The following is a 19,636-nucleotide window of genomic DNA, read 5'->3' on the forward strand; positions in this document are numbered from 1 at the left end:
GACTGAGGGTCGTGCACCACGTGCAGTGTGCACGACGGCGTGTTCTTCGAAGACCAGGGGCTCCCGACGGCGACGGTGATCTCCGCCGAGTTCGTGAAGGCCGCCCGGTCCCAGGCCGACGCGCTCGGTGCCCGCGACTATAGGACCGTGGTGGTCCCCCACCCCATCCAGCCCCTCACCCGTGAGGAGGTGCGCGTCCTCGCCGACAAGGTGTGGGACGAGATCCTGGCGCGGCTGACGCGGAAGTAGCAGAGGCCCCAGACGCGGGGGCGCCGCACGGCGCCCCCGTGCTTCTTATGGGCGCGCGCGAGGCGACCCTCCAGGAATGACCGAACCACGTGATCCCGAGCGCGAGACGCGGTCCGCGCTCGACCGCCTCGGCCTCCCCTACGAGGTCATCCCGTGCGACCCCCAGTTCGCCGACACGGCGGCTTTCTGCGAGCGCTACGCGCACCCGCTGGATCATGCCGGCAACACCATCATCGTCGCCTCCAAGAAGGACCCAAAAAAATACGCGGCCTGCGTCGTCACCGGCACGACCCGGCTCGACGTGAACCACACCGTCAAGAACCTGCTCGGCGTGTCCAAGGTCTCCTTCGCCTCCGCCGAAGAGATGACCCAGCTCACCGGCATGCTCGTCGGCGGCGCCACGGTGTTCGGCCTCCCAGCGGACATGCCGATCTTCGTGGACGGCCGGGTGATGGCGCTCGACTACGTGATCCTCGGCACCGGCGGGCGTAACGGGAAGATCAAGATCTGGCCCGAGGTCTTCCGCCGGCTCCCGAGCGCGCGGGTCGTCCAGGGTCTCGCCCTCGAGCGTCAGGGGTGACAGCGGGCGCCCCGATGAGCGCTGACGACGAGGCCATCGAGCAGCTCTACACGCGCGGCGTCACCGACGGTCTCCCCGTGGTGCCCCCCACACGTTCGCGCGTGGAGGGGGCCGTCGCGGCGTCGGGACGCGCGGGCGACGAGCTGATCGCGCTGGTCGCCCCGCGCGACGGCCGGGCGACCGTGGAGAAGATCGCGGCGAACGCGGTCATGGCCGGCTGCCGACCCGAGTACATGCCCGTCGTCATCGCGGGCGTCGAGGCCATGTGCGACGAGGCCTTCGGCCTCCTGGGCATCTCGGGCACCACCGACGCAGTCGCCCCGCTGTTCATCGTCAACGGCCCCGTCCGCAAGGCCCTCGATATCAACTGCGGCGTGGGAGTCTTCGGCCCCGGCTGGCGCGCGAACGCCACCATCGGCCGGGCCCTCCGCCTGATCTGGGTCAACATCGGGGGAGCCAGGCCCGGCGTCATCAGCATGTCCACCTTCGCGCAGCCGGGGCGCTACACCTCATGCATCGGAGAGAACGAGGAGGAGAACCCCTGGGAGCCGTTCCACGTCGAGCAGGGCTTCGCGCCTGCTGACAGCACGCTCTCCGCCCTCGCCGGCGAGCCACCGCAGGTCACCTCCGCACCCCGCAGCCGTACTGCCAAGGATATCCTCACGACTCTCGCGCGGAGCATGGAGGTGATCGGCCACCACAAGGCTACGGCCCTCGGCGACACGCTCCTCGTGCTCTCCCCCGAGCACGCCCGCACCATCGCCGGGGACGGCTGGTCCAAGGCCGACATCCGGCAGTTTCTCTGGGAGCGGCTGCGGAAGCCGGTCAAGGACCTTCTCCAGGGAACGGACGGCGGCGAGGGGCTTCCCGACACCGTTCTCGCCAGACTCGAGAGTCCGGAGACCGACAACACGCTGATCCCCAAATTCCGCTCGCCGGAGAACCTGAAGGTCCTGGTCGCCGGGGGGACGGCCGGTCGGTTCTCGGCGGTGATCGCCGGTTGGCCGTTCGCCAACGCCCCCTCGAGCCTGGTCATCAAGAAGATCCACCTCCCGCGCTGAGCGCGGATCCAAGGCCCTTTCACATCCGGCTGTTTCCGGTGTCTTATAGTTGAGGGCCATGAGTGACGACGGGTTCGAGGCCATCGTCGCGGCGCACCACGGGGAGATCTACCGCTATCTCCGCCGGGTCACGGCCGGGGCGAGCGACGCCGACGACCTGTCCCAGGAGACCTTCCTCCGAGCCTTCAGGGCCTACCGGTCGCTGGCGCCGGACGCCAATGTCCGCGCGTGGTTATACACGATCGCGACCAACCTCTACCGGAATCACTTCCGCTCCGCCAAGCGCCAGCGGAAGGCCCACAGCGCGGTCCGCGCCGAACCGAGCGGCGTGGACGACGAGGGGCCCGAGGCGGAGAGGCGCTTCCACGAAGCCTGGACCCGGGTCGAGACCGTCATCGGCGACCTCCCGCTTAAACAACGGTTGGCGTTCACGCTGCGAAAGATGCACGACCTCGACTATGAGGGGATCGGACGGAGCCTGGGCTGCTCTCCGGAGAGTGCCCGCGCGCATGTTTTTCAGGCTCTCCGGAAGATCCGCCAGAGTCTCGATCGCGACGAACTGCCCCACATGGAGCCAGGACGATGAAACAGACGCCGTCGGTCTGCCAAGCGATTGAACCGGACCTCATCGCGGTCGCCATGCGGGAGGCCGAGCCCGCGGCCGCGCGGCGGGTGGAGGACCACGTCGCCCGCTGCCGCCCCTGTCAGGGTGAGCTCGAGCGCTACCGCGCCATCGACGGGATGGTGGACACGCTGCGACACGAGTCGCTCCCGACCGCGCAGGCGGCGCTCGCCCACGACCGACTCGAGTCGCGCCTGGCCGACCTCCGCCGCCGCCTGGTGGCGTACCGGGTGTTCCCCTCGCCGCTCGGCCGTCTCCTGATCGCGCGGTCGGAGCAGGGCATCCTCCTGGTGGAGTACCTGGCAAGCGGCGCGAGCTTTCGGGCGTCTCGCCTGAGCCGGGAGGAGCACGCGGAGGCCGTCGAGGACGGCCCAGAGATCGAGACGCTCTACCGGGAGCTCCTCGATTACCTCCAGGGAAAGCGCAGTCGGTTCGAGTGGCCGCTCGACCTGCGCCTCGCGAGGACCGACTTTCACCGGACGGTCCTGAAGGCCACGTCGAAGATTCCGTACGGTGCCGTCGTCTCCTACACGGGCATCGCCTGCAAGGTCGGCAAGCCTGAGGCCGCGCGGGCCGTGGCTCAGGCCCTCCGCTGGAACCCGGTGCCGATCTTGATCCCCTGTCACAGGGTCATCGGCAGCTCGGACTCCCTCACCGGCTACGCCGGCAACCGGATCGGCCTGAAGCAACGCCTCCTCACCGTGGAAGGTATCCCCACCGTTAAGGCGGCCCGGGACTTCCGCATCATGCGCGAGTCGATGTACGTCCGCGCGCCCGGACAGGAGTACTGCTTGCCGACGTGCCACTGGCTGGCCTCCGCGGACGCCGCGCGCCTGACGCTCTTCGGCCTCCGCGAGCGCGCGGAAGCGGCCGGGCTCAGGCCGTGCACCAGCTGCCGCCCCGACCTCCACCCGATTTCACACTAGGGAACCCGGAGGGGGGCTACGCCCCCCTTCCGGACCTCCCCCCAGGATGGGTTGCGCCGGCGGAGCCGGCGCGCGAACGCGCTTACTCGGACACGCTCGTAGCGCCCCCGTTTCACACTCGCCTCCCTGCGGGGTCATAGAGAACGAAGGGAATGACCCCGGGCCGGTACCAGATCGTGCTCACGCAACGGAACGAGATGGAGGGCAGCGCTCATGGACTTTAACGACTACGTCGTCGAGCAGCTCGTGAAGGAACGGCTGAGGGAAGCACAGCGCCTGGCAGCGCTGGGCGCATGGCACGATCGGCCGCGCGCGCCGCGCCGGCGGCTCCGCGCCGCCATGGGCCTCGCCATGATTCGAGTCGGACGCTGGGTGCTCGGGCAGCCCGTCGAAGGCGAGCCCGCCGCGCTCGGGAGGTGACGCCGATGGACGGGCTGGCAGCGATTGGGGTCGCAACGCTCGTCCTGGGCGGCCCGCTCGCCTGGACGATCCTCCTGAACCTGCGCGACCGCCGGCAGGCACGGTTGCTCCGGACTGTGCTGGACCAGCTGAGCTCGCGGGAGCTCCGCGGTCGTATCGCGGTCGAGGTCCGGTGCGCCCTCCTCTCGGCAGACAGCCAGGTGGCTGTGCACGTGCTGACGTTTTCCCAAGAAGAGCTCTGGGAGATCATGACGCGGCTCGCCCAGCGGCTTGCGCCCCGTGTCCGGCTCGAGGTGAGCGGTCAACTGGACCGGTTGTTCCACGCGACTGTCACGATGAGGACGACAGGCGAGGAGCCCCACGCCCGCCCGCGCCAGCCGTCTCTGGCCACGAACTGAGACCGGGAGCAACGCATACGGAGGAGCCGAGATGGATCAGATGACGCAGCTCAGGCTGATGGTGCTCGTTGCTTTGAGCGCCTCCTGGGCCCTGATTCTCGGCACAGGGATGGGCGTCTCGTGGCTCCTCGATCGGCGTGACCGGCGCCGGTCGGGGCTGCGTTCGACGGTTCTCGCGCAGCTGGCCTCCGACGATGTGCGGCGCCGGGTCGGGATCAAGGTCCGCTGCGGCCTGCTGTCGCGCCGGGGCGTGGTCGCCCTTGACATGAGCGCCTGCTCGCGTAACGAGATCTGGGAGACCGTGAGCCGGCTGCGCCATCACCTCTCACCCGGCGTCAGGGTGGTCGTGCTGGGCTCCCTCGAGGGAAAGTTCCCCGCGGCGTTCACGCTGGAGACCACGAGCGCGCCTCCGCTCGGCCGCGCGCAGCCAGCGCCTGCTCCCACCTGCTAGGACAATCGGAGGGGGCCGGGCCCCCGGCGCGAAAGCGCGGGGAGCGCGCGCGGCGGGTCAGACCAGGCGCCAGAGCCGACCTTCGGCCGGCTCGTCGGTCAGGGTGAACTGGGGAAGGGCAATCTCGGGCGAGAGGTCCTGGAAGACGACGCGAACACGCCTGCCGATCGCGACGTTCTCGTCGCGCTCGGGCGCGAAGTCGGGCCTCACGAGGTTGGCGATCATCCTGAGGCCCTCGTCGGGGGTGGGCCGGGCGCGCTGCTCATCCAGCTCGGCGAGCACGACCGGGTAGGGCGCCCAGTCCCGGAACCCCGGCTGGATGGCCTGGACGACGATCTCGTAAGAGTAGATGGTGCCCCCGCCGCTCACCTCCTGCCAGCTCCAGTCGAGCGCTGTACACCAGGGGCAGGCGCGCGTCGGCGGGTAGCGCATCAGGTCGCAGGCGGCGCACTTCCGCATCATGAGGCGGTGCTGGCGCGCGGCCTGGAAGTACTCCTTCCACTCCGAGTCGTTCTCCGGCACGATCAGGTTCATCCCGCGGTATTCCACGTTCGGCATGCGCTCCCTCTCCTTCTCCCTCTCCCTTCCTGGGGGAGGGCCGGGGTGAGGGTCTGTCAATGCGCACCCCGTTCCGGGCGGCAGAAGTCCACGATCCTATCACTTGGTTACCGCCGAAGGATCAGGGCGGAGCCGGTGGCGGGCGTGGACCAGCCCAGGTTCATCGCGATCTCGGCGTCCCGCACCTGCCGGCACCGCCAGGGCGCGTAGTCGTAGGTGTGGACGCCCTCGGCGCAGCGCGGACAGTAGTCGTCCACGGTGCCGCGGAGCTGGCGCACATTCTCGATCACCAGGTTCATCCCGTGGGTGTAGGCCTCGCAAAGGTGGCCGCCCGAGGTGTTATTGGGCCGCTTGCCGCCCAGCTCGATGAGGCCGCTCGAGACATAGGCGCCCCCCTCCCCTTTCTTGCAGAAGCCGTACTCCTCGAGCTGGAGCAGCGCGGTGAACGTGAACGCGTCGTAGGAGCCGGTGAGGTCCACGTCCTCGGGCCCGATTCCCGCCATGCCGAACACGATGTCCCTGGCGTAGTAGCCGGCCACCCGGCTGACGGGTCCGTGGGCGAAGTGGAAGTCAGTCCGGGGCTTCGACACGCGCCCGGCCACGCCCATCATGTAGACCGGCCGCTGGCGGAGATCGCGCGCCCGCTCGGCCGAGGTCACGATCAGGGCGGTGGCGTTGTCGGTCTCCACGCAGCAGTCCAGGAGATGGAGCGGCTTCACGATCCAGCGGGAGCCGACCACGTCCGCCACGCTCACACGCTCCTTGTAGAGGGCCTTGGGATTCTGGGAGGCGTGCTTCGAGTGCGCCGCCTTCACGTGGGCCACCTGCTCGGAGGTCACCCCGAACTCGTACATGTAGCGCATGAAAGTCGGGGCAAAGTTCTGCCCCGCGCTCGTCATCCCGTAGGGCCGGAAGGCCAGGTCGGCCCCGCGCACCGGCGCCGCGGCGCGCACGCCGGTGCCGCCAATCCTGACCTCGGTGTAGCCGTTCATCGAACGGAAGATCACCACGGTCTTGCACATCCCCACCTCGATGGCGCCCATGGCGAGCCCGATCAGCGCCTCGGTGGAGGAGCCGCCGCCCACCACGTCCATCCAGAAGTTGAGCCTGATCCCCAGGTCGCCGGCCACGATAAGCGAGAATGTCGAGTCGTTGTTCTGGTAGCTCATCATGCCGTCCACGTCCCGGTTGGTGAGGCCGGCGTCGGCCATGGCCTTCTTGATGGCCTCCACCGCCATGGCGCGGGTGGTGCGGCCGGAGTTCCGGCTGTACTCGGTCTCCCCGATCCCCACGATGCAGTACTTGTCTCTCAGGTTCCCCATGGGCGCCTCGCATAGAACGCTTCGATGAGCTGCGCGACCTGCTCGGGCTGGTCTTCCTGGACGAGATGGCCGGCGTCGTCGAGCACAAATAAGGATGAGCCCTTAAGGTCTCGGTGGAAGCGCTCAGCCGTCTCGAGCGGAATGTACGGGTCCTGGCGTCCCCAGATGATCAGCGCGGGGACGTTGAGACGCCGGAGGCCTTCCTCCCACTCCGGGTGCTCCGAGGGGGTGGTGTTCCGGTAGAGTTTGAGAATCGCCGTCCGCATTGCCGGGTCCGCGATGGGCTCGTAGTAGATGTCCAGGTCGGCCGGGGTGAGGTTCTCCGGGTGCACCAGTGCCTTGAGCCTTCCGGCGACAAAGCGCTCCTGTGTCCATCCCGCCATCCAGCGCTCGCCTTCCTCGGGCGTCCGCCAGATCTTCGCGAGCGGGTGCCACTCGTAATCCGGGTAGAAGATCGTGTTCATGACCGCCAGGCTCCGAACGCGCTCGGGGTGGGCGATCGCGAAGCCAAGCCCGAACGGACCACCGAAGTCATGGACGATCAGATGGAGCCGATCCAACCCGAGGGCGACCGTGAAGCCTTCCAGGTAGCGAACGTAGCCGGCACGGAGTAGTCGGCGTCAGCCGGCTTGTCTGATTTGCCGAAACCGTAGTGATCCGGGGCGACGGCGCGACCGAAGCGCGCCAGCCGGGGCAGGAGCTTACGCCAGAGGTAGGACGAGTTCGGATTCCCGTGCAACAGCAGGATCGGCTCTCCCGCGCCGGCCTCCCGGTAGAAGATCGCCATTCCACTGACGTCGATGGTCTTCTCGCGGACCATGCGCCCCTCAGCCGACCACGGCCTCGGCCTCCATCTCCACCTTCCAGCGCGGATCCAGGAGCCCCGCGACCACGACCATGGTGCTGGCGGGGCGGGTCTCGCGAAAGACCGCGCCGTGGGCCCGCCCCACCGCCTCCCAGTCTTCGGCCCTCGTGAGATAGGTTCGCGTCCGAACGACGTGCTCCGGGCCAGCTCCGGCTTCCCGGAGCGCCGCCAGGATGATCTCGAGGCAGCGGCGCGCCTGGGCCTCGGGGTCCCGATCGCACGACCCGTCAGGCCAGATCGGCGCAGTCCCCGAGACCAGCACGCGATTGCCCACCCGGATCGCCCGGCTGAACCCGATCCTCGGCTCGTACGGCGAGCCGGACGAAACCCGCTGCCGCTCTGCCATCTCCCTCCCTCGCCTCCCGATCGGGTTTGGCGATCGGAAATCGTAGTATACCGTATCAGAACCCGGCCCGGGCCTGGGGCGGACGGGCGAGCGCCAGGAGAAGCAGGGCCAGCCCGTTGAACCCGGCGCTCAGGAGAAACGCCCAGGTGTAGCGGCCGGTGGCGTCGTAGATCGCGCCGGCTCCGACCGGCCCCAGCGCCGCCATCGAGCCCGCCAGCGCGAAGAGGAAGCCGACGAGGCTCCCCGCCCGCTCCCTGCCGAAGAAATCGCCGACGATGGCGGGAAAGAGCGTGGAGACGGCCCCGTAGGAAAACCCGAACCCCACTACGACGAGGTAGAGCGCCGGAAGCCCGCCCACGGCCATGAATCCCAGAAAGGCGAGGCCCTGGAGGCCGATCGAAATGCCGAGGGCCGACTTCCGCCCGGTCCGATCCGAGATTCCGCCCATGACGAGCCGGCCGAAGACCGCGGCGATCCCGAGCGCGCTGACCACGGTCGAGGCCAGGAGCGGCGAGATCCCGAGGTCCCGGGCGAACGGCACCGCGTGGACGAGCGGGATGAAGACCGGGATCCACGTCGCGGCGAAGACGCCGAAGAGCGTCCAGAAGGCGGCTGTTCGGATGGCCCACGGCAACGGCCACCGGACCTCGGCGTTCGCTGAGGCCGGCGCCGGGCTCCGCGCCGCGCCGTTGGGGGCGAGCCCCAGGAGCTCCGGGTCGCGCTTCATCACCCTGGCCACGAGATTCAGGATCACGAGGATCGCGGCGCCGAAGGCGACGTACGCCCACCTCCAGCCGACGGCGCCCACCAGCAGGTGGGCGAGGGGCGGGAGCGCGAAGGTCCCCAGGCTCCCGCCGCTGGAGGCGACCCCCACGGCGAGTCCGCGCTTCCGAACGAACCACTTCACCACGGTGGCGTTGCACGGCACGTAGGCCGTGCTCATGCCGAGGGCGGCCACGACGCCGTAGAGCACGTACGGGTGCCAGAGCTCGCGAACCTGGCTCATCCCCGCGAGCCCCGCGCCCAGGAAGACGCCGCCGAGCGAGATCACGACGCGCGGACCCCACCGGTCGGTGAGCTGTCCCGCCGCCAGGCCGAAGACGCAGTAGAGGAACGCGTAGAGCGAGAACACGCCGGAAAGCCCGGTCCGGCTCCAGCCGAACTCGTCCAGGAGCGCGGCGAAGAAGACGCCGAAGGCGTACTGGGCGCCGTAGGCCAGAAACAGGATGAGGAACGCCCCGCCGACGACGACCCACCCGTAGTAGAAGCCGGAGGAGCGAGCGCGAGGCGCCCGACCCGGCTCGAGCCCCGCGTCAGCGAGGCGGGACATTCAGGCGCCGGGAGGGGCTTCGGGTTTCACGGGCTCCGGGGACTCGGGCTCACCGGACTTTCTCAGGTCGAGCATCGAGATGCCGGCCACGGGCTCCGCCCGCTCGAGCTTCGTGATGTGGCGCATGTGCGCCACGATGTCACGGATGCGCTCGGCGGCGCGCTGGGCGAGCCCCACCCACCCCGCTTCGGTCGACCCGGCAGTGACGCGGAGGGCGAGGAGGTCCAGGCCCCCGACGACGGCCGCCAGGGGGTTGTTGATCTCGTGGGCTGCCGCGTTGGCGAGCTCCGCCACCGATCGGAGCGCGGCGCTCTCCTGCTGGGCCGCCTCCCGCGCGAGGCGGTCGCTCGCGTCCCGGAAGACGATGACCTGGTAGCGCCGGCCGCCGTAGTTGACCTCGCGCCGCGTGGCATCCACAGTGACGATGCTCCCGTTCCGCCTGTGGTAGCTGATCCCGTCCACCCGGGACGCGCCGGCCTCGAAGCGATCCGACGGCCAGAACTCCCGGATGTGCCGGCGGATCATCTCCTCCCGGCTGCAGCCGGAGAGCTCGCAGCTCTTCCGGTTCGCCTCGACGATCTGGCCGGTGTCCGCGTTCACGATCTCGATACCGTCGCTGGCCTCATCGACGATCGCGCGGAAGCGCGCGTGCTCGACGAGGAGCCGCTCGCGCTCCACCGTATCGTGCAGGAGCCGGGCGATCAGGCCCACGCCGAGGACGTTCACGACGAGGAGCGGGGCCCACCGGCGGGCGAAGAGCTCGAGGCCCTGAGACCCGAGCAACGCGAACGAGGCGCTGGTGGCGAGGAAGACCAGCGCGCCGAGGGCGAAGGCGTGACGGGGTCGCACCCGCTCGGCCCCGCCGCAGCGCCGGTGGACGAGGGCCGCGAGGAACGCGACGGCGAGGAGGCCCAGGACTCCGGCGAGGGCGCCCGAGCCGCCGCGCGAGATCCGATAGGCGACCGCGATCGCGGCCGCGACGAGCGCGGCCGGCCAGCCCTCGAACAGGCCGATCAGCGCCACGGGAACATGACGCGCGTCCACGTACGCGCCGCCGCCGACGGCGATCCGCTGGACCATCATCAGGACCGCGAGGGCTCCGAACGCGGCGCCGGTCAGGAGCTGACGTCCCAGGCGGTACGCGGGATCGCCGAACGGGAGCCAGCGCCCGACGTAGGAGTAGAGCAGCACGCCGAGGATCAGGTAGCCGATGTTCTCGAGGAGGTGAACGAAGGATTGCATCAGCCCGCCGCCCGCGGCGCGGCGCGCGTCCCCGGCTTCGTGAGGACGTCCCGGAGGAACTTGCCCGTGTACGAGCCGTCCACCTGCGCGAGGTGCTCCGGCGTCCCCTCGGCGACGATCTCGCCGCCCGCCTCGCCCCCCTCCGGGCCCAGGTCGATGATCCAGTCGGCGCTCTTGATCACGTCCAGGTGGTGCTCGACGACCACCACCGTGTTGCCCGCGTCCACGAGCCGCTGGAGCACGGCGAGGAGCTTCTTGATGTCCTCGAGGTGGAGCCCGGTCGTCGGCTCGTCCAGGATGTAGAGGTAGTCCGAGGTCAGGCGCGTCCCCAGCTCGGCGGCGATCTTGAGGCGCTGGGCCTCGCCGCCCGAGAGCGTCGTCGCGGGCTGGCCGAGCCGCAAGTACCCGAGCCCGACGTCCTGGAGGACCTTGAGCCGACGCCCCAGGATCGGCTGCGCCGAGAAGAACTCGATCGCCTCGTCCACCGTCATCTGAAGGACCTGGCTCACGTCCTTGCCCTTGTACGTCACCTGGAGGACCTCGGCCCGGTAGCGCCGCCCCCGGCACTCCTGGCAGGTCACGTAGACGTCCTCGAAGAAGTACATCTCGAGCTTCTGAAAGCCGTCGCCCTGGCACGCCTCGCAGCGCCCCCCGGGGACATTGAAGGAGAAGGCGCCGGGAGCCAGCCCGAGCGCCTTCGCCCGCGGGAGCGCGGCGTAGAGCTTCCGGATTTCGTCGAAGGCCTTGATGTAGGTCACGGGGTTGGAGCGGGGGGTGCGGCCGATCGGCTCCTGGTCGATGAGCCTCACGCCTTTCAGGTACTCGAGCCCCACGAGCGCGTCGTAAGCCCCCGCAGCGGTGAACTCGACCTTGAAGGCCCGCGCCACCGCCCGGTAGAGCGTGTCGTGGACCAGCGTGGACTTCCCCGAGCCTGACACCCCCGTCACGCACGCCAGCGTCTGCACGGGGATCCTCACCGTGAGCTGCTTCAGGTTGTGCTCCCGGGCGCCGATCAGGACCAGGTGCCGGCGCGACTCCCGGCGGCTCAGCGGAAGCGCGATCGAGTCCCGCCCCGCGAGATAGCGCGCGGTGAGCGAGCGCGTGTCCTTCAGGAACTCCTCCCGCGGCCCCGCGAAGACGACCTCCCCTCCCCGCTCGCCGGAGCCGGGGCCCATCTCGACGACGTAGTCCGCCGACTCGATGAAGCTCCGGTCGTGCTCGACGATCACCACCGTGTTGCCGGCGTAGGCGAGCTCCCGGCAGAGCTCGGCCAGGCGCGCCGTGTCGCGAGCGTGGAGCCCGATGGAGGGCTCGTCCAGGACGTAGAGGGTCCCGACGAGCTGGGAGCCGAGCTGGTTCGCCAGATTGATCCGCTGCGCCTCGCCCCCCGACAGTGTTCGGGTCTGCCGCGAGAGCGTCAGGTACCCGAGGCCCACGCGAAGCAGGAACCCCAGCTTGGCGTGGAGCTGCTTCAGGATCTCGCCGGCGACCGTCTCCGCCCAGGCCGAGAGTGGCAGCTCGCGGAGGAAGCGCGCGGCCTCCTCCACGGTTCTCGCCGTCAGCTCGGCGATGGTGATCCCCCCGACCCGCACGGTCAGCGCCTCGGACTTGAGGCGCGCGCCGGCGCAGGCGGGGCAGCGGGACTGGCGCCGGTAGCGGGAGAGGAAGACCCGGACATGGAGCTTGTAACGGTACGACTCGACCTCCTCGAAGAAGCCCTTGATCCCCGAGAAGTCGTCGTCACCCTCGTACACCCAGCGGCGCGCCTCGCGGGAGAGCTCGCCGTAGGGCCGGTGCACATCGACCCCGCGACGCTTCGCCGTCTTCAGCAGCTCGCGCTGGTACCACTTCCCGGAGGGGCGGGTCCACGGCTCGACCGCCCCCTCGGCGAGGCTCTTCCCGGCGTCCGGGACGACCAGCGTCTCGTCGTAGCGGAGGATGTTGCCGAACCCTTTACACTCCGGGCAGGCGCCGAGCGGATGGTTGAAGGAGAAGAGGAGCGGCTGGGGACGCTCGAGGGCGATCCCGCAGCTCTGGCAGCGGAAGGCCTCGCCGAAGGTCCGCGGCCCCTTACCGAGCACGTCCACCTCCACCCGCCCGCCCCCTTCGCGGAACGCGGCCTCCAGGGACTCGACGATCCGGCTACGCCGCTCTTCCGTGAGCTGGACCCGGTCCAGCACCACCAGGAGCTCGCCCGCGCGCGGCAGCTCGGGGAGCGGCTGGGCCGTCAGCTCCAGCACGCTGCCGTTGACCCTGAGGCGCGCGAAGCCACGCTGGATCAGCCGCGGGACCAGCTCGCGCGGGTCGGTATCGGGCGCCACCGGGAGCGGGAAGCAGAGGAGCGCACGCTCGCCGGGGAACTCCGCGAGCAGCGCGTCAGCGACCGACTCCGCAGAGTGCGAACGCGCCTCGCGTCCGCAGCGGGGGCAGTGGACGCGCCCGATCTTGGCGTAGAGGAGGCGCAGGTAGTCGTAAACCTCGGTGGCGGTGCCGACTGTCGAGCGCGCGGTCCGGACCGGGTTCTTCTGCTCGATGGCGATGGCGGGGCGGATGTGGGAGATCCGGTCCACGTCGGGCCGGTCCAGGCGCTCGAGGAACATCCGGGCATAGGTGGAGAGTGACTCGATGTAGCGCCACTGCCCCTCGGCGAAGAGCGTGTCGAAGGCCAGGGACGACTTCCCGGACCCCGAAACGCCGGTGATCACCGTGACCCGGTCATGGGGGAGGGCCAGCGTCGCATTTTTCAAGTTATTTTGCCGGGCTCCCTCGATCCGCAGCCAGAGGGGTGGAACCATCGGAAAAGACCTCCTGAGGTGGGGATTATAGCCCCCCACGAATGGGCCGAACAATAGGGCCCACGCTCCCCCCACTCAGGGATTTCCCCGATTGACAGGGATATGGGAACAGGGCTAAACAGAAAATATGAAAAATCAGAAATTAAGTAAACAACCCCCCCTCAGCTCCTCCCTGACCACCGGGAAGGCTGCCCGGCACTGCCAGGTCTCCACCCCTGGTCTGAGGCGCTGGATTCGCGAGGGCCGGCTCCGGGTTTTCAGGACGCCGGGTGGGCACTGCCGGATTGAGCTCGCCGAGTTTCAGCGCTTCCTCCGGGAATACGGGCTTCCGCCCTATCCGGGTGAACCGCCAGAGACGCGGATTCTGATCGCGGACGATGAGCCGCGCACTGTGGCTCACCTCGTGGAGTTCCTGGCCACCGACCCCCGGGGCTTCAAGGTCGAGACCGCCACCGACGGCTACGAGGCCCTGATCAAGGTCGGGGCTTTTCAGCCTTCCATCCTGATCCTGGACGTGGTGATGCCCCAGCTGAACGGAATGGAGGTCTGTCGCCGGATCAAAACCGACCCCCAGACCCGGGGCATCAGGATCCTCGGGATCACGGGCTACCCGGAGACGATCCCGGGGCTCCTCGCGGCCGGGGCTGACGCGTGCCTCGCCAAGCCCATTCGACTCCGACAGATCCAGCAGGAGCTCGAGCGCCTCCTGGCGGCGGTGCGGACACGATGAACACGCGCTCCCTGACCAGCCTGGCAAAGGAGCTGGCACAGGTCCTCGTCGTGGCCGCCGTGTACTACGGGGCCGCCAGGCTCGGCCTCCTGCTGGCCTTTGAGAAGACCAACGCGTCACCGGTGTGGCCGCCATCCGGGATCGCTTTCGCGGCGGTCCTGCTCCTCGGGTACCGCGTCTGGCCCGGCATCCTGCTCGGCGCCTTCCTCGCAAATGCGGTGGTCTTCCTCGCGAATCAGCCCGCGGGCCCGCTGACCATCCTCGTGGTCTCGGCGGTGATCGGGATCGGCAACACGCTCGAAGCCCTGGCGGGTGGTTTCCTGCTCCGGCGCGCTGTCGACGCCCCCGACCTCTTCGAGCGCGCCCAGCACGTGTTCAAGTTCACCGCGGTCGCGCTGGTCATGGGCCTCGTGAGCGCCAGCATCGGCCCAACCAGCCTTGCGTTTTCCGGAATGGCCGCCTGGGCCATCTACCCAACGGTCTGGTTCACGTGGTGGCTCGGCGACACGGTCAGCGTCCTCGTCATCACCCCGCTGCTGCTCGCCTGGATCAGGCACCCGCGAATCAGATGGGACGCGCGCCGGTCCGGCGAGGCGCTGCTCCTCTTCCTGTCGCTCTTCGTCGTCGGCCGGATGGCGTTCGGGGCGTGGCTTCCCGCCACGGACACCCACTACCCGCTGGCGTTCATGACGCTTCCGTTTCTGGTGTGGGCGGCGTTCCGGTTCGGCCAACGCGAGGTGACGACGGCGCTGGCGATCGTCTCGTGGATCGCGGTCTGGGACACCGTCCGGGGGTTCGGCCCCTTTGCGCAGACAACGGTCAACGAATCGCTGCTGCTCCTGCAGTTCTTTGTCGGCGTCGCAACCGTGACCATCCTGGCCATGGCCGCGCTCGCGACCGAGCGGAGGGCCGCGGAAGCGGTCCTGCGCAAGGCGCACGACGAGCTGGAAGCCCGGGTAAACGAACGGACGGCGGAGGTTGTTCTGGTCAACGAATTCTTGCAGCTGGAAATCGCCGAGCGCAAGCGAACGGAGGAACGGTTTCGCGCGCTGCTGCAATCCGCGCCGGAGGCTCAGGTCATCGTCAACCCGCAGGGCGAGATCGTCCTGGTCAACAGGCAGGCCGAGGAGCTGTTCGGCTATGCCCGAGAGGAACTGCTCGGGATGCCGGTTGAGACGCTCGTGCCGGCGCGCTTCCGGGACCGACACGCGGGACACCGGGCGGTGTACATGACCGGTCCCCGTACGCGGCCCATGGGGGCCGGCCTTGATCTCTACGCCCTGCGGAAAGATGGGCGCGAGGTTCCTGTCGAGATCAGTCTGAGCCCGCTCACGACGGCGGAGGGGCCCGTCGTCATCGCCTCCGTTCGTGATGTGACGGACCGGAAGCAGGCTGAGGAGACACTGCGGACGGCGCACGAGCGGCTCGGGAAGGCCCATCGGGAGCTGGAGGCCTTCACGCACACCGTCGCCCACGACCTGAAGGGACCGCTGCGCGGGATGGAGGGGTTTGCGCGGGCGCTCGTCGAGGACTACGCTGCCCGGCTCGATGCGACGGGCCGCTACTATCTCACCATGATGCAGACCTCTGCCCGCCGGATGGGGGAGCTCGTCGACGACCTCCTCCGCTACTCGCGGCTCGAGCGGCGCGAGATGAAGCGCGAGCGGGTGGCGCTCCGGCCCCTCCTGGAGGGAGTGTGTGAGAAGCTGCAGGCGGAGATTCGGGCACGCGGGCTCACGGTCCGGATGGATTTTGCCGTGGAGGTCGTGGAGGCCGCGCCGGAAGCGCTCCACAGCGCGCTGGCCAACCTGGTGGAGAACGCCGCGAAGTTTAACCAGGGCAGGGGGGGCGCGATTACGATCAAGTCCCGCAAAGAGGGGGACGCCATCATCCTCTCGGTGGCTGACACCGGGATCGGCTTCGACATGAAGTATCACGACCGGATCTTCCAGATCTTCGAGCGCCTGCACCGGGAGGAGGACTATCCCGGGACGGGGGTCGGGTTGGCCATCGTCCGGAAGGTGGCTGAACGCCACGGCGGCCGCACCTGGGCGGTATCTGAGCTGGGGAAGGGGAGCACGTTTTATCTGGCTCTCCCGACGAACACCGGAGGCACGCCGTGACCGAACCCATACCGATCCTGCTCGTGGAGGACAACGCGGCCGATGTGGAGCTGATGATCCGCGCCCTCAAGCGGCGGAAGGTGTCCAATCCCATCCAGGTGGCCCGCGATGGCGAGGAGGCCCTGGACTACGTCCACCGGCGCGGGGCGTTCGCGGCACAGGCCCCGGTCCCCGGGCTCGTCCTCCTGGACCTGCGCCTGCCGAAGGTGGACGGGCTGGAGGTGCTGCGCGAGCTGAAGCGTCATCCGGTGTATCGGAACGTCCCGGCCGTGGTGCTGACCACATCCGCGGAGACGGAGGATATCAAGCACAGCTACGAGCTGGGGGCTGCCAGCTACATCGTCAAGCCGGTGGAGTTTGAGAAGTTCGCCGAGGTGGTGGAGCGCATTCATCGCTACTGGATCCTGACGAACACCTGCTATCCCCTGTCCGAGTAAGAGAGGTGAGGCCCATGGAGCCGATCCGCGTTCTCTACGTCGAGGACGATCGCGCCGACCAGGAGCTGACCCGCCGGCACTTTGAACGCCACGCGCGGCAGGTGAAGCTCAGAATGGTGGAGACGGTGGCCGACGCGCTCGATCAACTCCTCGCCGACGACACCGACCTGGTCCTGGCCGACTACCGTCTCCCGGACGGGACGGGGTTGGCTCTCCTGGACGCAATCAAGACGAGGGGACTCCGGGTGCCGGTGGTCCTGGTCACGGGCGCCGGGGACGTGGAGGCGGCCGTGCGCCTGCTCAAGGCCGGGGCCACCGACTACGTGGTCAAGCGCCCGGGATATCTCGCCACGCTCCCCGCGGTTATCGAAGGAGCGTTCCGGTGGTTCCAGTCGGTGCGCGAGATCCGGCGGGCGACCGTCCTCGTGCTCTATGCCGAGCACAATCGCGCTGACGCCGAGCTGACGGAGCGGGCCTTCAGAGAACATGGCCCCCACCTCCAGCTCGATGTCGTCTGGAGCGGGCAAGACGCGCTGGAGAGGCTCAGGGCCGCGCCGTACGACCTCTTCCTCCTGGACTACCGCATGCCCGACCTCTCCGGTATCGAGATCCTCAAGGCGCTGCGGGAAGAGCGGATCCGGATCCCCGTGGTGATGATCACCGGGCGCCAGGACGAGGAAATCGCGGTCCAGGCCTTCAAGCTCGGGGTCACCGACTACCTCGTCAAGGAGGAGGGCTACCTGACCAAGCTTCCGTCCACCATCGAGAACGTGCTGGCCCAGCGCCGCCTCGCCGAGGAGAACGAGGCCCTCCTGGTCCTGAACAGCCTGGCCGAATCGATCGCGAGCGTCGGAGAGCCGAGCAAGCTCTGCCAGCTCGTCGCGCGAGCCGCCCGGGACCTGCTCCGGGCAGACACGAGCATCCTCTGGGACGTGGACGGCCCCGAGCTGATTCCCTCCGGCTGGGCGGGCATGGACGAGGGAGCGGCGCGCGCGCTCCGTACCTGGGCGGATGAGCAGCTCTTGCAGCGCGCAGCGACCAAGCGGCTGGTGGCCGTCCCCGATCTCCTGGCCGCGGCGAGCGGCGATCCTGCGAGCGCCGCCCTCCTCGAGGACGCCGGCGGGACTGCGGCAGTGTCGCTGGTGAGCGCGGGCCGGGTGACGGGCGTCCTCGCCGTCGCCAGCAGTCTGCCCCGCGAATTCAGCGCGACCGAGGAGCGCCTTCTGACAATCCTGGCGGACCACGCGGCGATCGCCTTCGAGAATGCCCGGCTCTACCGGCAGCTCAGAGATCGGCTGGCGGAGCTTCAGCGGACGCAGGCCCAGCTCATCCAGGCCGAGAAACTCTCGGCCATGGGCCACCTCCTCGCGGGCGTGGCCCATGAGCTGAACAACCCCCTCGCCATCGTGCTGGGACGGGCCACGCTCCTCCGCGACGTCGTCGAGGGCGGACCGCTCGCCGGACAGATCGAGGACATCGTCCAGGCCGGGGAACGCTGCGCGCGTATCGTGAGAGATTTCGTCTCACTCGCGCGCCAGCGCCCTGCGGAGCGCCACGCGGTGCGGCTGAACGACGTGGTCCAGGACGCCGTGGAGCTGCTCCGCTACCAGCTCGAGGTGGACAACGTCGAGGTGACGCTGGAGCTGGCCGGGGACCTTCCGGTTCTCTGGGCCGACCCCCACCAGCTCTACCAGGTGGCCGTGAACCTGATCTCCAACGCGCACCAGGCGCTGCGGGACGGCGCACCCCCGCGCCGACTGAGCCTTCGCACCCTGGCCGACCCCGCCTCGGCGCGGGTGGTGCTCGAGGTCGCGGACACCGGTCCCGGGATCCCACCCGACATCCAGGGGCGCATCTTCGACCCCTTCTTCACCACCAAGCCCCCGGGCCAGGGGACGGGACTCGGGCTCTCCCTCTGCCAGGCGATCGTCACGGGACACGATGGAAGCATCCGGGTCGAGAGCCAGCCCGGCCAGGGCGCGCTCTTCCGGGTCGAGTTGCCGGTCGTGGCCCCGCCCGTGCCCGTGTCGCAGGTCCCCAGCGCTGAGCCGCAGCCGCCCCTCAGCGGAAGGCGGATCCTCGTCGTTGATGACGACGAGGTGCTCACCCAGGTCCTGACGGACGCGCTCTCCGCCGATGGACACCACGTCGAAACGGCGCCCAACGGGGCCGTGGCGCTCCAGAAGCTGCGAGGGCAGGCCTACGACCTGATCCTGAGTGACATCAAGATGCCCGAGCTGGACGGTCCCGACCTCTACCGGGAGGTGGAGCGACGGTATCCGGAACTGCGCCGGCGGTTCGTGTTGTTTACCGGTGATGTCCTCACCCCGAGGACCCGGGAGTTTCTGAAGCTGACGGACGTGCCCAGCCTGATCAAGCCCTTCGCGTTGGACGACCTCCAGCGCATCGTCCAGCAGGTGCTCCGGGCCGAGTAGAAGGCGGACATCGAGAGAGCGCCGCGCGCGGACTCCCGAACCGACCCGGTAACCGCCACCTTATCAAGATCGATCCTTTTGACAACCGTGGTCGCACTATGGTAAAAAATGCGATAAATAGAATGAAAGGAATATTAGAGCTATATTGAATAAACGCCACGGCAGATCCCTCCTCACAGTGGGTCGAGTGGCCCGTCATTGCGAGGTCGCGCTGCCAACCGTGAGGCGCTGGATCGAGGCGGGGCAGCTCCCGGCGTTCAAGACCCCGGGCAAGCACCACCGGATCAGGCTCAAGGATTTTCAGCGGTTCCTCGACGACCATGGCATGCCCCCCTACCCGGCCCCACCGCTGGAAGTCCGCATGCTCATCGCGGACGATGAGCAGGATATCGTGGACCTCCTCGTGGAGTTCCTCTCCGCCGAGCCGCGCCAGTTCAAGCTCGAAACGGCGACCGACGGGTATGAGGCCCTGGTCAAGGTCGGCGGCTTCAAGCCCGCCATCCTGATCATCGACGTGGTGATGCCGGGCCTGGACGGGGTCAAGGTTTGCCAGAGGCTCAAGGCCCATCCGGAAACCCGCACCATCAAGATCCTCGGAATTACAGGCTACCCCGACACCATACCCGCTTTGCTGGAAGCAGGCGCTGACGCCTGTCTTCCCAAGCCCCTGGATCTCCGGCAGGTGAAGCAGGAACTGGAGAGCCTCCTGGCCCTGGTGGAAGCCTGATCCCGAGAGCGGCAGGAGA

The 19,636-nt window shown here is 68.8% G+C and carries 21 protein-coding genes; 13 read left to right on the forward strand and 8 right to left on the reverse strand.

The genetic code is table 11. The annotated features are described in order from the left end of the window. Positions 1 to 39: 39 nt before the first annotated feature. The 8 genes from HY726_15340 (at position 40) to HY726_15375 (ending at position 4,707) form a co-directional block, all read left to right on the forward strand. Positions 40 to 249 (forward strand): hypothetical protein, encoded by a 210-nt coding sequence (locus tag HY726_15340; protein ID MBI4610369.1) that lies wholly within the window; start codon positions 40 to 42, stop codon positions 247 to 249. Positions 250 to 325: 76 nt separating this feature from the next. Continuing rightward, on the forward strand, positions 326 to 829 hold the full coding sequence (locus HY726_15345; protein MBI4610370.1) for a hypothetical protein: 504 nt from the start codon (positions 326 to 328) through the stop codon (positions 827 to 829). A gap of 14 nt (positions 830 to 843) precedes the next feature. Beyond that, positions 844 to 1,890 carry a hypothetical protein gene (locus HY726_15350; GenBank protein ID MBI4610371.1) on the forward strand — a complete coding sequence of 349 codons (1,047 nt, stop codon included), beginning with the start codon at positions 844 to 846 and terminating at the stop codon, positions 1,888 to 1,890. 58 nt (positions 1,891 to 1,948) lie between these two features. Beyond that, positions 1,949 to 2,476, forward strand: coding sequence for an RNA polymerase sigma factor (locus tag HY726_15355; GenBank protein MBI4610372.1), 528 nt, complete (start codon positions 1,949 to 1,951; stop codon positions 2,474 to 2,476). Beyond that, positions 2,473 to 3,438, forward strand: a complete 966-nt coding sequence (locus HY726_15360) for a methylated-DNA--[protein]-cysteine S-methyltransferase (protein MBI4610373.1) — start codon at positions 2,473 to 2,475, stop codon at positions 3,436 to 3,438. The genes HY726_15355 and HY726_15360 overlap by 4 nt, the downstream gene beginning before the upstream one ends. Positions 3,439 to 3,651: 213 nt before the next feature. Further along, positions 3,652 to 3,858 (forward strand): hypothetical protein, encoded by a 207-nt coding sequence (locus HY726_15365; GenBank protein MBI4610374.1) that lies wholly within the window; start codon positions 3,652 to 3,654, stop codon positions 3,856 to 3,858. A gap of 5 nt (positions 3,859 to 3,863) precedes the next feature. Further along, the gene (locus HY726_15370) at positions 3,864 to 4,256 is read left to right on the forward strand and encodes a hypothetical protein (GenBank protein ID MBI4610375.1); all 393 of its coding nucleotides are present in this window, start codon (positions 3,864 to 3,866) and stop codon (positions 4,254 to 4,256) included. A 31-nt stretch (positions 4,257 to 4,287) separates the two neighbouring features. Then, entirely contained in the window at positions 4,288 to 4,707 is a 420-nt protein-coding gene (locus HY726_15375) for a hypothetical protein (GenBank protein MBI4610376.1), read from the forward strand. Between the two features lie 57 nt (positions 4,708 to 4,764). Here HY726_15375 and HY726_15380 read toward each other — a convergent pair whose 3' ends face one another. From HY726_15380 to uvrA, 8 genes are all read right to left on the reverse strand, one after another. Continuing rightward, positions 4,765 to 5,265, reverse strand: coding sequence for an OB-fold domain-containing protein (locus HY726_15380; GenBank protein ID MBI4610377.1), 501 nt, complete (start codon positions 5,263 to 5,265; stop codon positions 4,765 to 4,767). A 107-nt stretch (positions 5,266 to 5,372) separates the two neighbouring features. Continuing rightward, positions 5,373 to 6,587 carry a hypothetical protein gene (locus HY726_15385; GenBank protein MBI4610378.1) on the reverse strand — a complete coding sequence of 405 codons (1,215 nt, stop codon included), beginning with the start codon at positions 6,585 to 6,587 and terminating at the stop codon, positions 5,373 to 5,375. Further along, the gene (locus HY726_15390; GenBank protein ID MBI4610379.1) at positions 6,575 to 7,147 is read right to left on the reverse strand and encodes an alpha/beta hydrolase; all 573 of its coding nucleotides are present in this window, start codon (positions 7,145 to 7,147) and stop codon (positions 6,575 to 6,577) included. The genes HY726_15385 and HY726_15390 overlap by 13 nt, the downstream gene beginning before the upstream one ends. Then, positions 7,129 to 7,407, reverse strand: a complete 279-nt coding sequence (locus HY726_15395) for an alpha/beta fold hydrolase (protein MBI4610380.1) — start codon at positions 7,405 to 7,407, stop codon at positions 7,129 to 7,131. The genes HY726_15390 and HY726_15395 overlap by 19 nt, the downstream gene beginning before the upstream one ends. Positions 7,408 to 7,414: 7 nt before the next feature. Then, positions 7,415 to 7,798, reverse strand: a complete 384-nt coding sequence (locus tag HY726_15400; GenBank protein ID MBI4610381.1) for a RidA family protein — start codon at positions 7,796 to 7,798, stop codon at positions 7,415 to 7,417. 55 nt (positions 7,799 to 7,853) lie between these two features. Further along, a complete protein-coding gene (locus tag HY726_15405) occupies positions 7,854 to 9,128 on the reverse strand; it encodes an MFS transporter (GenBank protein ID MBI4610382.1) in 1,275 nt (424 codons plus the stop codon). Then, the gene (locus tag HY726_15410) at positions 9,129 to 10,370 is read right to left on the reverse strand and encodes a PAS domain S-box protein (protein MBI4610383.1); all 1,242 of its coding nucleotides are present in this window, start codon (positions 10,368 to 10,370) and stop codon (positions 9,129 to 9,131) included. Further along, the gene (gene uvrA / locus HY726_15415) at positions 10,370 to 13,165 is read right to left on the reverse strand and encodes an excinuclease ABC subunit UvrA (protein ID MBI4610384.1); all 2,796 of its coding nucleotides are present in this window, start codon (positions 13,163 to 13,165) and stop codon (positions 10,370 to 10,372) included. Before uvrA ends, HY726_15410 begins: the two co-directional genes overlap by 1 nt. A 127-nt stretch (positions 13,166 to 13,292) precedes the next feature. On the opposite strand from uvrA, the gene HY726_15420 reads away from it, so the two are divergent. The 5 genes from HY726_15420 (at position 13,293) to HY726_15440 (ending at position 19,617) form a co-directional block, all read left to right on the forward strand. Beyond that, positions 13,293 to 13,895, forward strand: a complete 603-nt coding sequence (locus HY726_15420) for a response regulator (GenBank protein ID MBI4610385.1) — start codon at positions 13,293 to 13,295, stop codon at positions 13,893 to 13,895. Next, entirely contained in the window at positions 13,892 to 16,018 is a 2,127-nt protein-coding gene (locus HY726_15425; GenBank protein ID MBI4610386.1) for an MASE1 domain-containing protein, read from the forward strand. The genes HY726_15420 and HY726_15425 overlap by 4 nt, the downstream gene beginning before the upstream one ends. 53 nt (positions 16,019 to 16,071) lie before the next feature. Further along, positions 16,072 to 16,455 (forward strand): response regulator, encoded by a 384-nt coding sequence (locus HY726_15430; GenBank protein MBI4610387.1) that lies wholly within the window; start codon positions 16,072 to 16,074, stop codon positions 16,453 to 16,455. 14 nt (positions 16,456 to 16,469) lie between these two features. Continuing rightward, positions 16,470 to 18,890, forward strand: coding sequence for a response regulator (locus tag HY726_15435; GenBank protein MBI4610388.1), 2,421 nt, complete (start codon positions 16,470 to 16,472; stop codon positions 18,888 to 18,890). Positions 18,891 to 19,077: 187 nt separating this feature from the next. After that, the gene (locus HY726_15440) at positions 19,078 to 19,617 is read left to right on the forward strand and encodes a response regulator (protein ID MBI4610389.1); all 540 of its coding nucleotides are present in this window, start codon (positions 19,078 to 19,080) and stop codon (positions 19,615 to 19,617) included. Positions 19,618 to 19,636 lie beyond the last annotated feature (19 nt).

This window comes from Candidatus Rokuibacteriota bacterium, assembly GCA_016209385.1.
Lineage (GTDB): Bacteria > Methylomirabilota > Methylomirabilia > Rokubacteriales > CSP1-6 > JACQWB01.

What these genes read in the sequence shown, in the direction of transcription:
- HY726_15345 (MBI4610370.1), top strand. Translation starts at nt 326, where the DNA reads ATGACCGAACCACGTGATCCCGAGCGCGAGACGCGGTCCGCGCTCGAC.
- HY726_15350 (MBI4610371.1), top strand. Translation starts at nt 844, where the DNA reads ATGAGCGCTGACGACGAGGCCATCGAGCAGCTCTACACGCGCGGCGTC.
- HY726_15355 (MBI4610372.1), top strand. Translation starts at nt 1,949, where the DNA reads ATGAGTGACGACGGGTTCGAGGCCATCGTCGCGGCGCACCACGGGGAG.
- HY726_15360 (MBI4610373.1), top strand. Translation starts at nt 2,473, where the DNA reads ATGAAACAGACGCCGTCGGTCTGCCAAGCGATTGAACCGGACCTCATC.
- HY726_15365 (MBI4610374.1), top strand. Translation starts at nt 3,652, where the DNA reads ATGGACTTTAACGACTACGTCGTCGAGCAGCTCGTGAAGGAACGGCTG.
- HY726_15370 (MBI4610375.1), top strand. Translation starts at nt 3,864, where the DNA reads ATGGACGGGCTGGCAGCGATTGGGGTCGCAACGCTCGTCCTGGGCGGC.
- HY726_15375 (MBI4610376.1), top strand. Translation starts at nt 4,288, where the DNA reads ATGGATCAGATGACGCAGCTCAGGCTGATGGTGCTCGTTGCTTTGAGC.
- HY726_15380 (MBI4610377.1), bottom strand. Translation starts at nt 5,265, where the DNA reads ATGCCGAACGTGGAATACCGCGGGATGAACCTGATCGTGCCGGAGAAC.
- HY726_15385 (MBI4610378.1), bottom strand. Translation starts at nt 6,587, where the DNA reads ATGGGGAACCTGAGAGACAAGTACTGCATCGTGGGGATCGGGGAGACC.
- HY726_15395 (MBI4610380.1), bottom strand. Translation starts at nt 7,407, where the DNA reads ATGGTCCGCGAGAAGACCATCGACGTCAGTGGAATGGCGATCTTCTAC.
- HY726_15400 (MBI4610381.1), bottom strand. Translation starts at nt 7,798, where the DNA reads ATGGCAGAGCGGCAGCGGGTTTCGTCCGGCTCGCCGTACGAGCCGAGG.
- HY726_15405 (MBI4610382.1), bottom strand. Translation starts at nt 9,128, where the DNA reads ATGTCCCGCCTCGCTGACGCGGGGCTCGAGCCGGGTCGGGCGCCTCGC.
- HY726_15410 (MBI4610383.1), bottom strand. Translation starts at nt 10,370, where the DNA reads ATGCAATCCTTCGTTCACCTCCTCGAGAACATCGGCTACCTGATCCTC.
- uvrA (MBI4610384.1), bottom strand. Translation starts at nt 13,165, where the DNA reads ATGGTTCCACCCCTCTGGCTGCGGATCGAGGGAGCCCGGCAAAATAAC.
- HY726_15420 (MBI4610385.1), top strand. Translation starts at nt 13,293, where the DNA reads ATGAAAAATCAGAAATTAAGTAAACAACCCCCCCTCAGCTCCTCCCTG.
- HY726_15425 (MBI4610386.1), top strand. Translation starts at nt 13,892, where the DNA reads ATGAACACGCGCTCCCTGACCAGCCTGGCAAAGGAGCTGGCACAGGTC.
- HY726_15430 (MBI4610387.1), top strand. Translation starts at nt 16,072, where the DNA reads ATGATCCGCGCCCTCAAGCGGCGGAAGGTGTCCAATCCCATCCAGGTG.
- HY726_15435 (MBI4610388.1), top strand. Translation starts at nt 16,470, where the DNA reads ATGGAGCCGATCCGCGTTCTCTACGTCGAGGACGATCGCGCCGACCAG.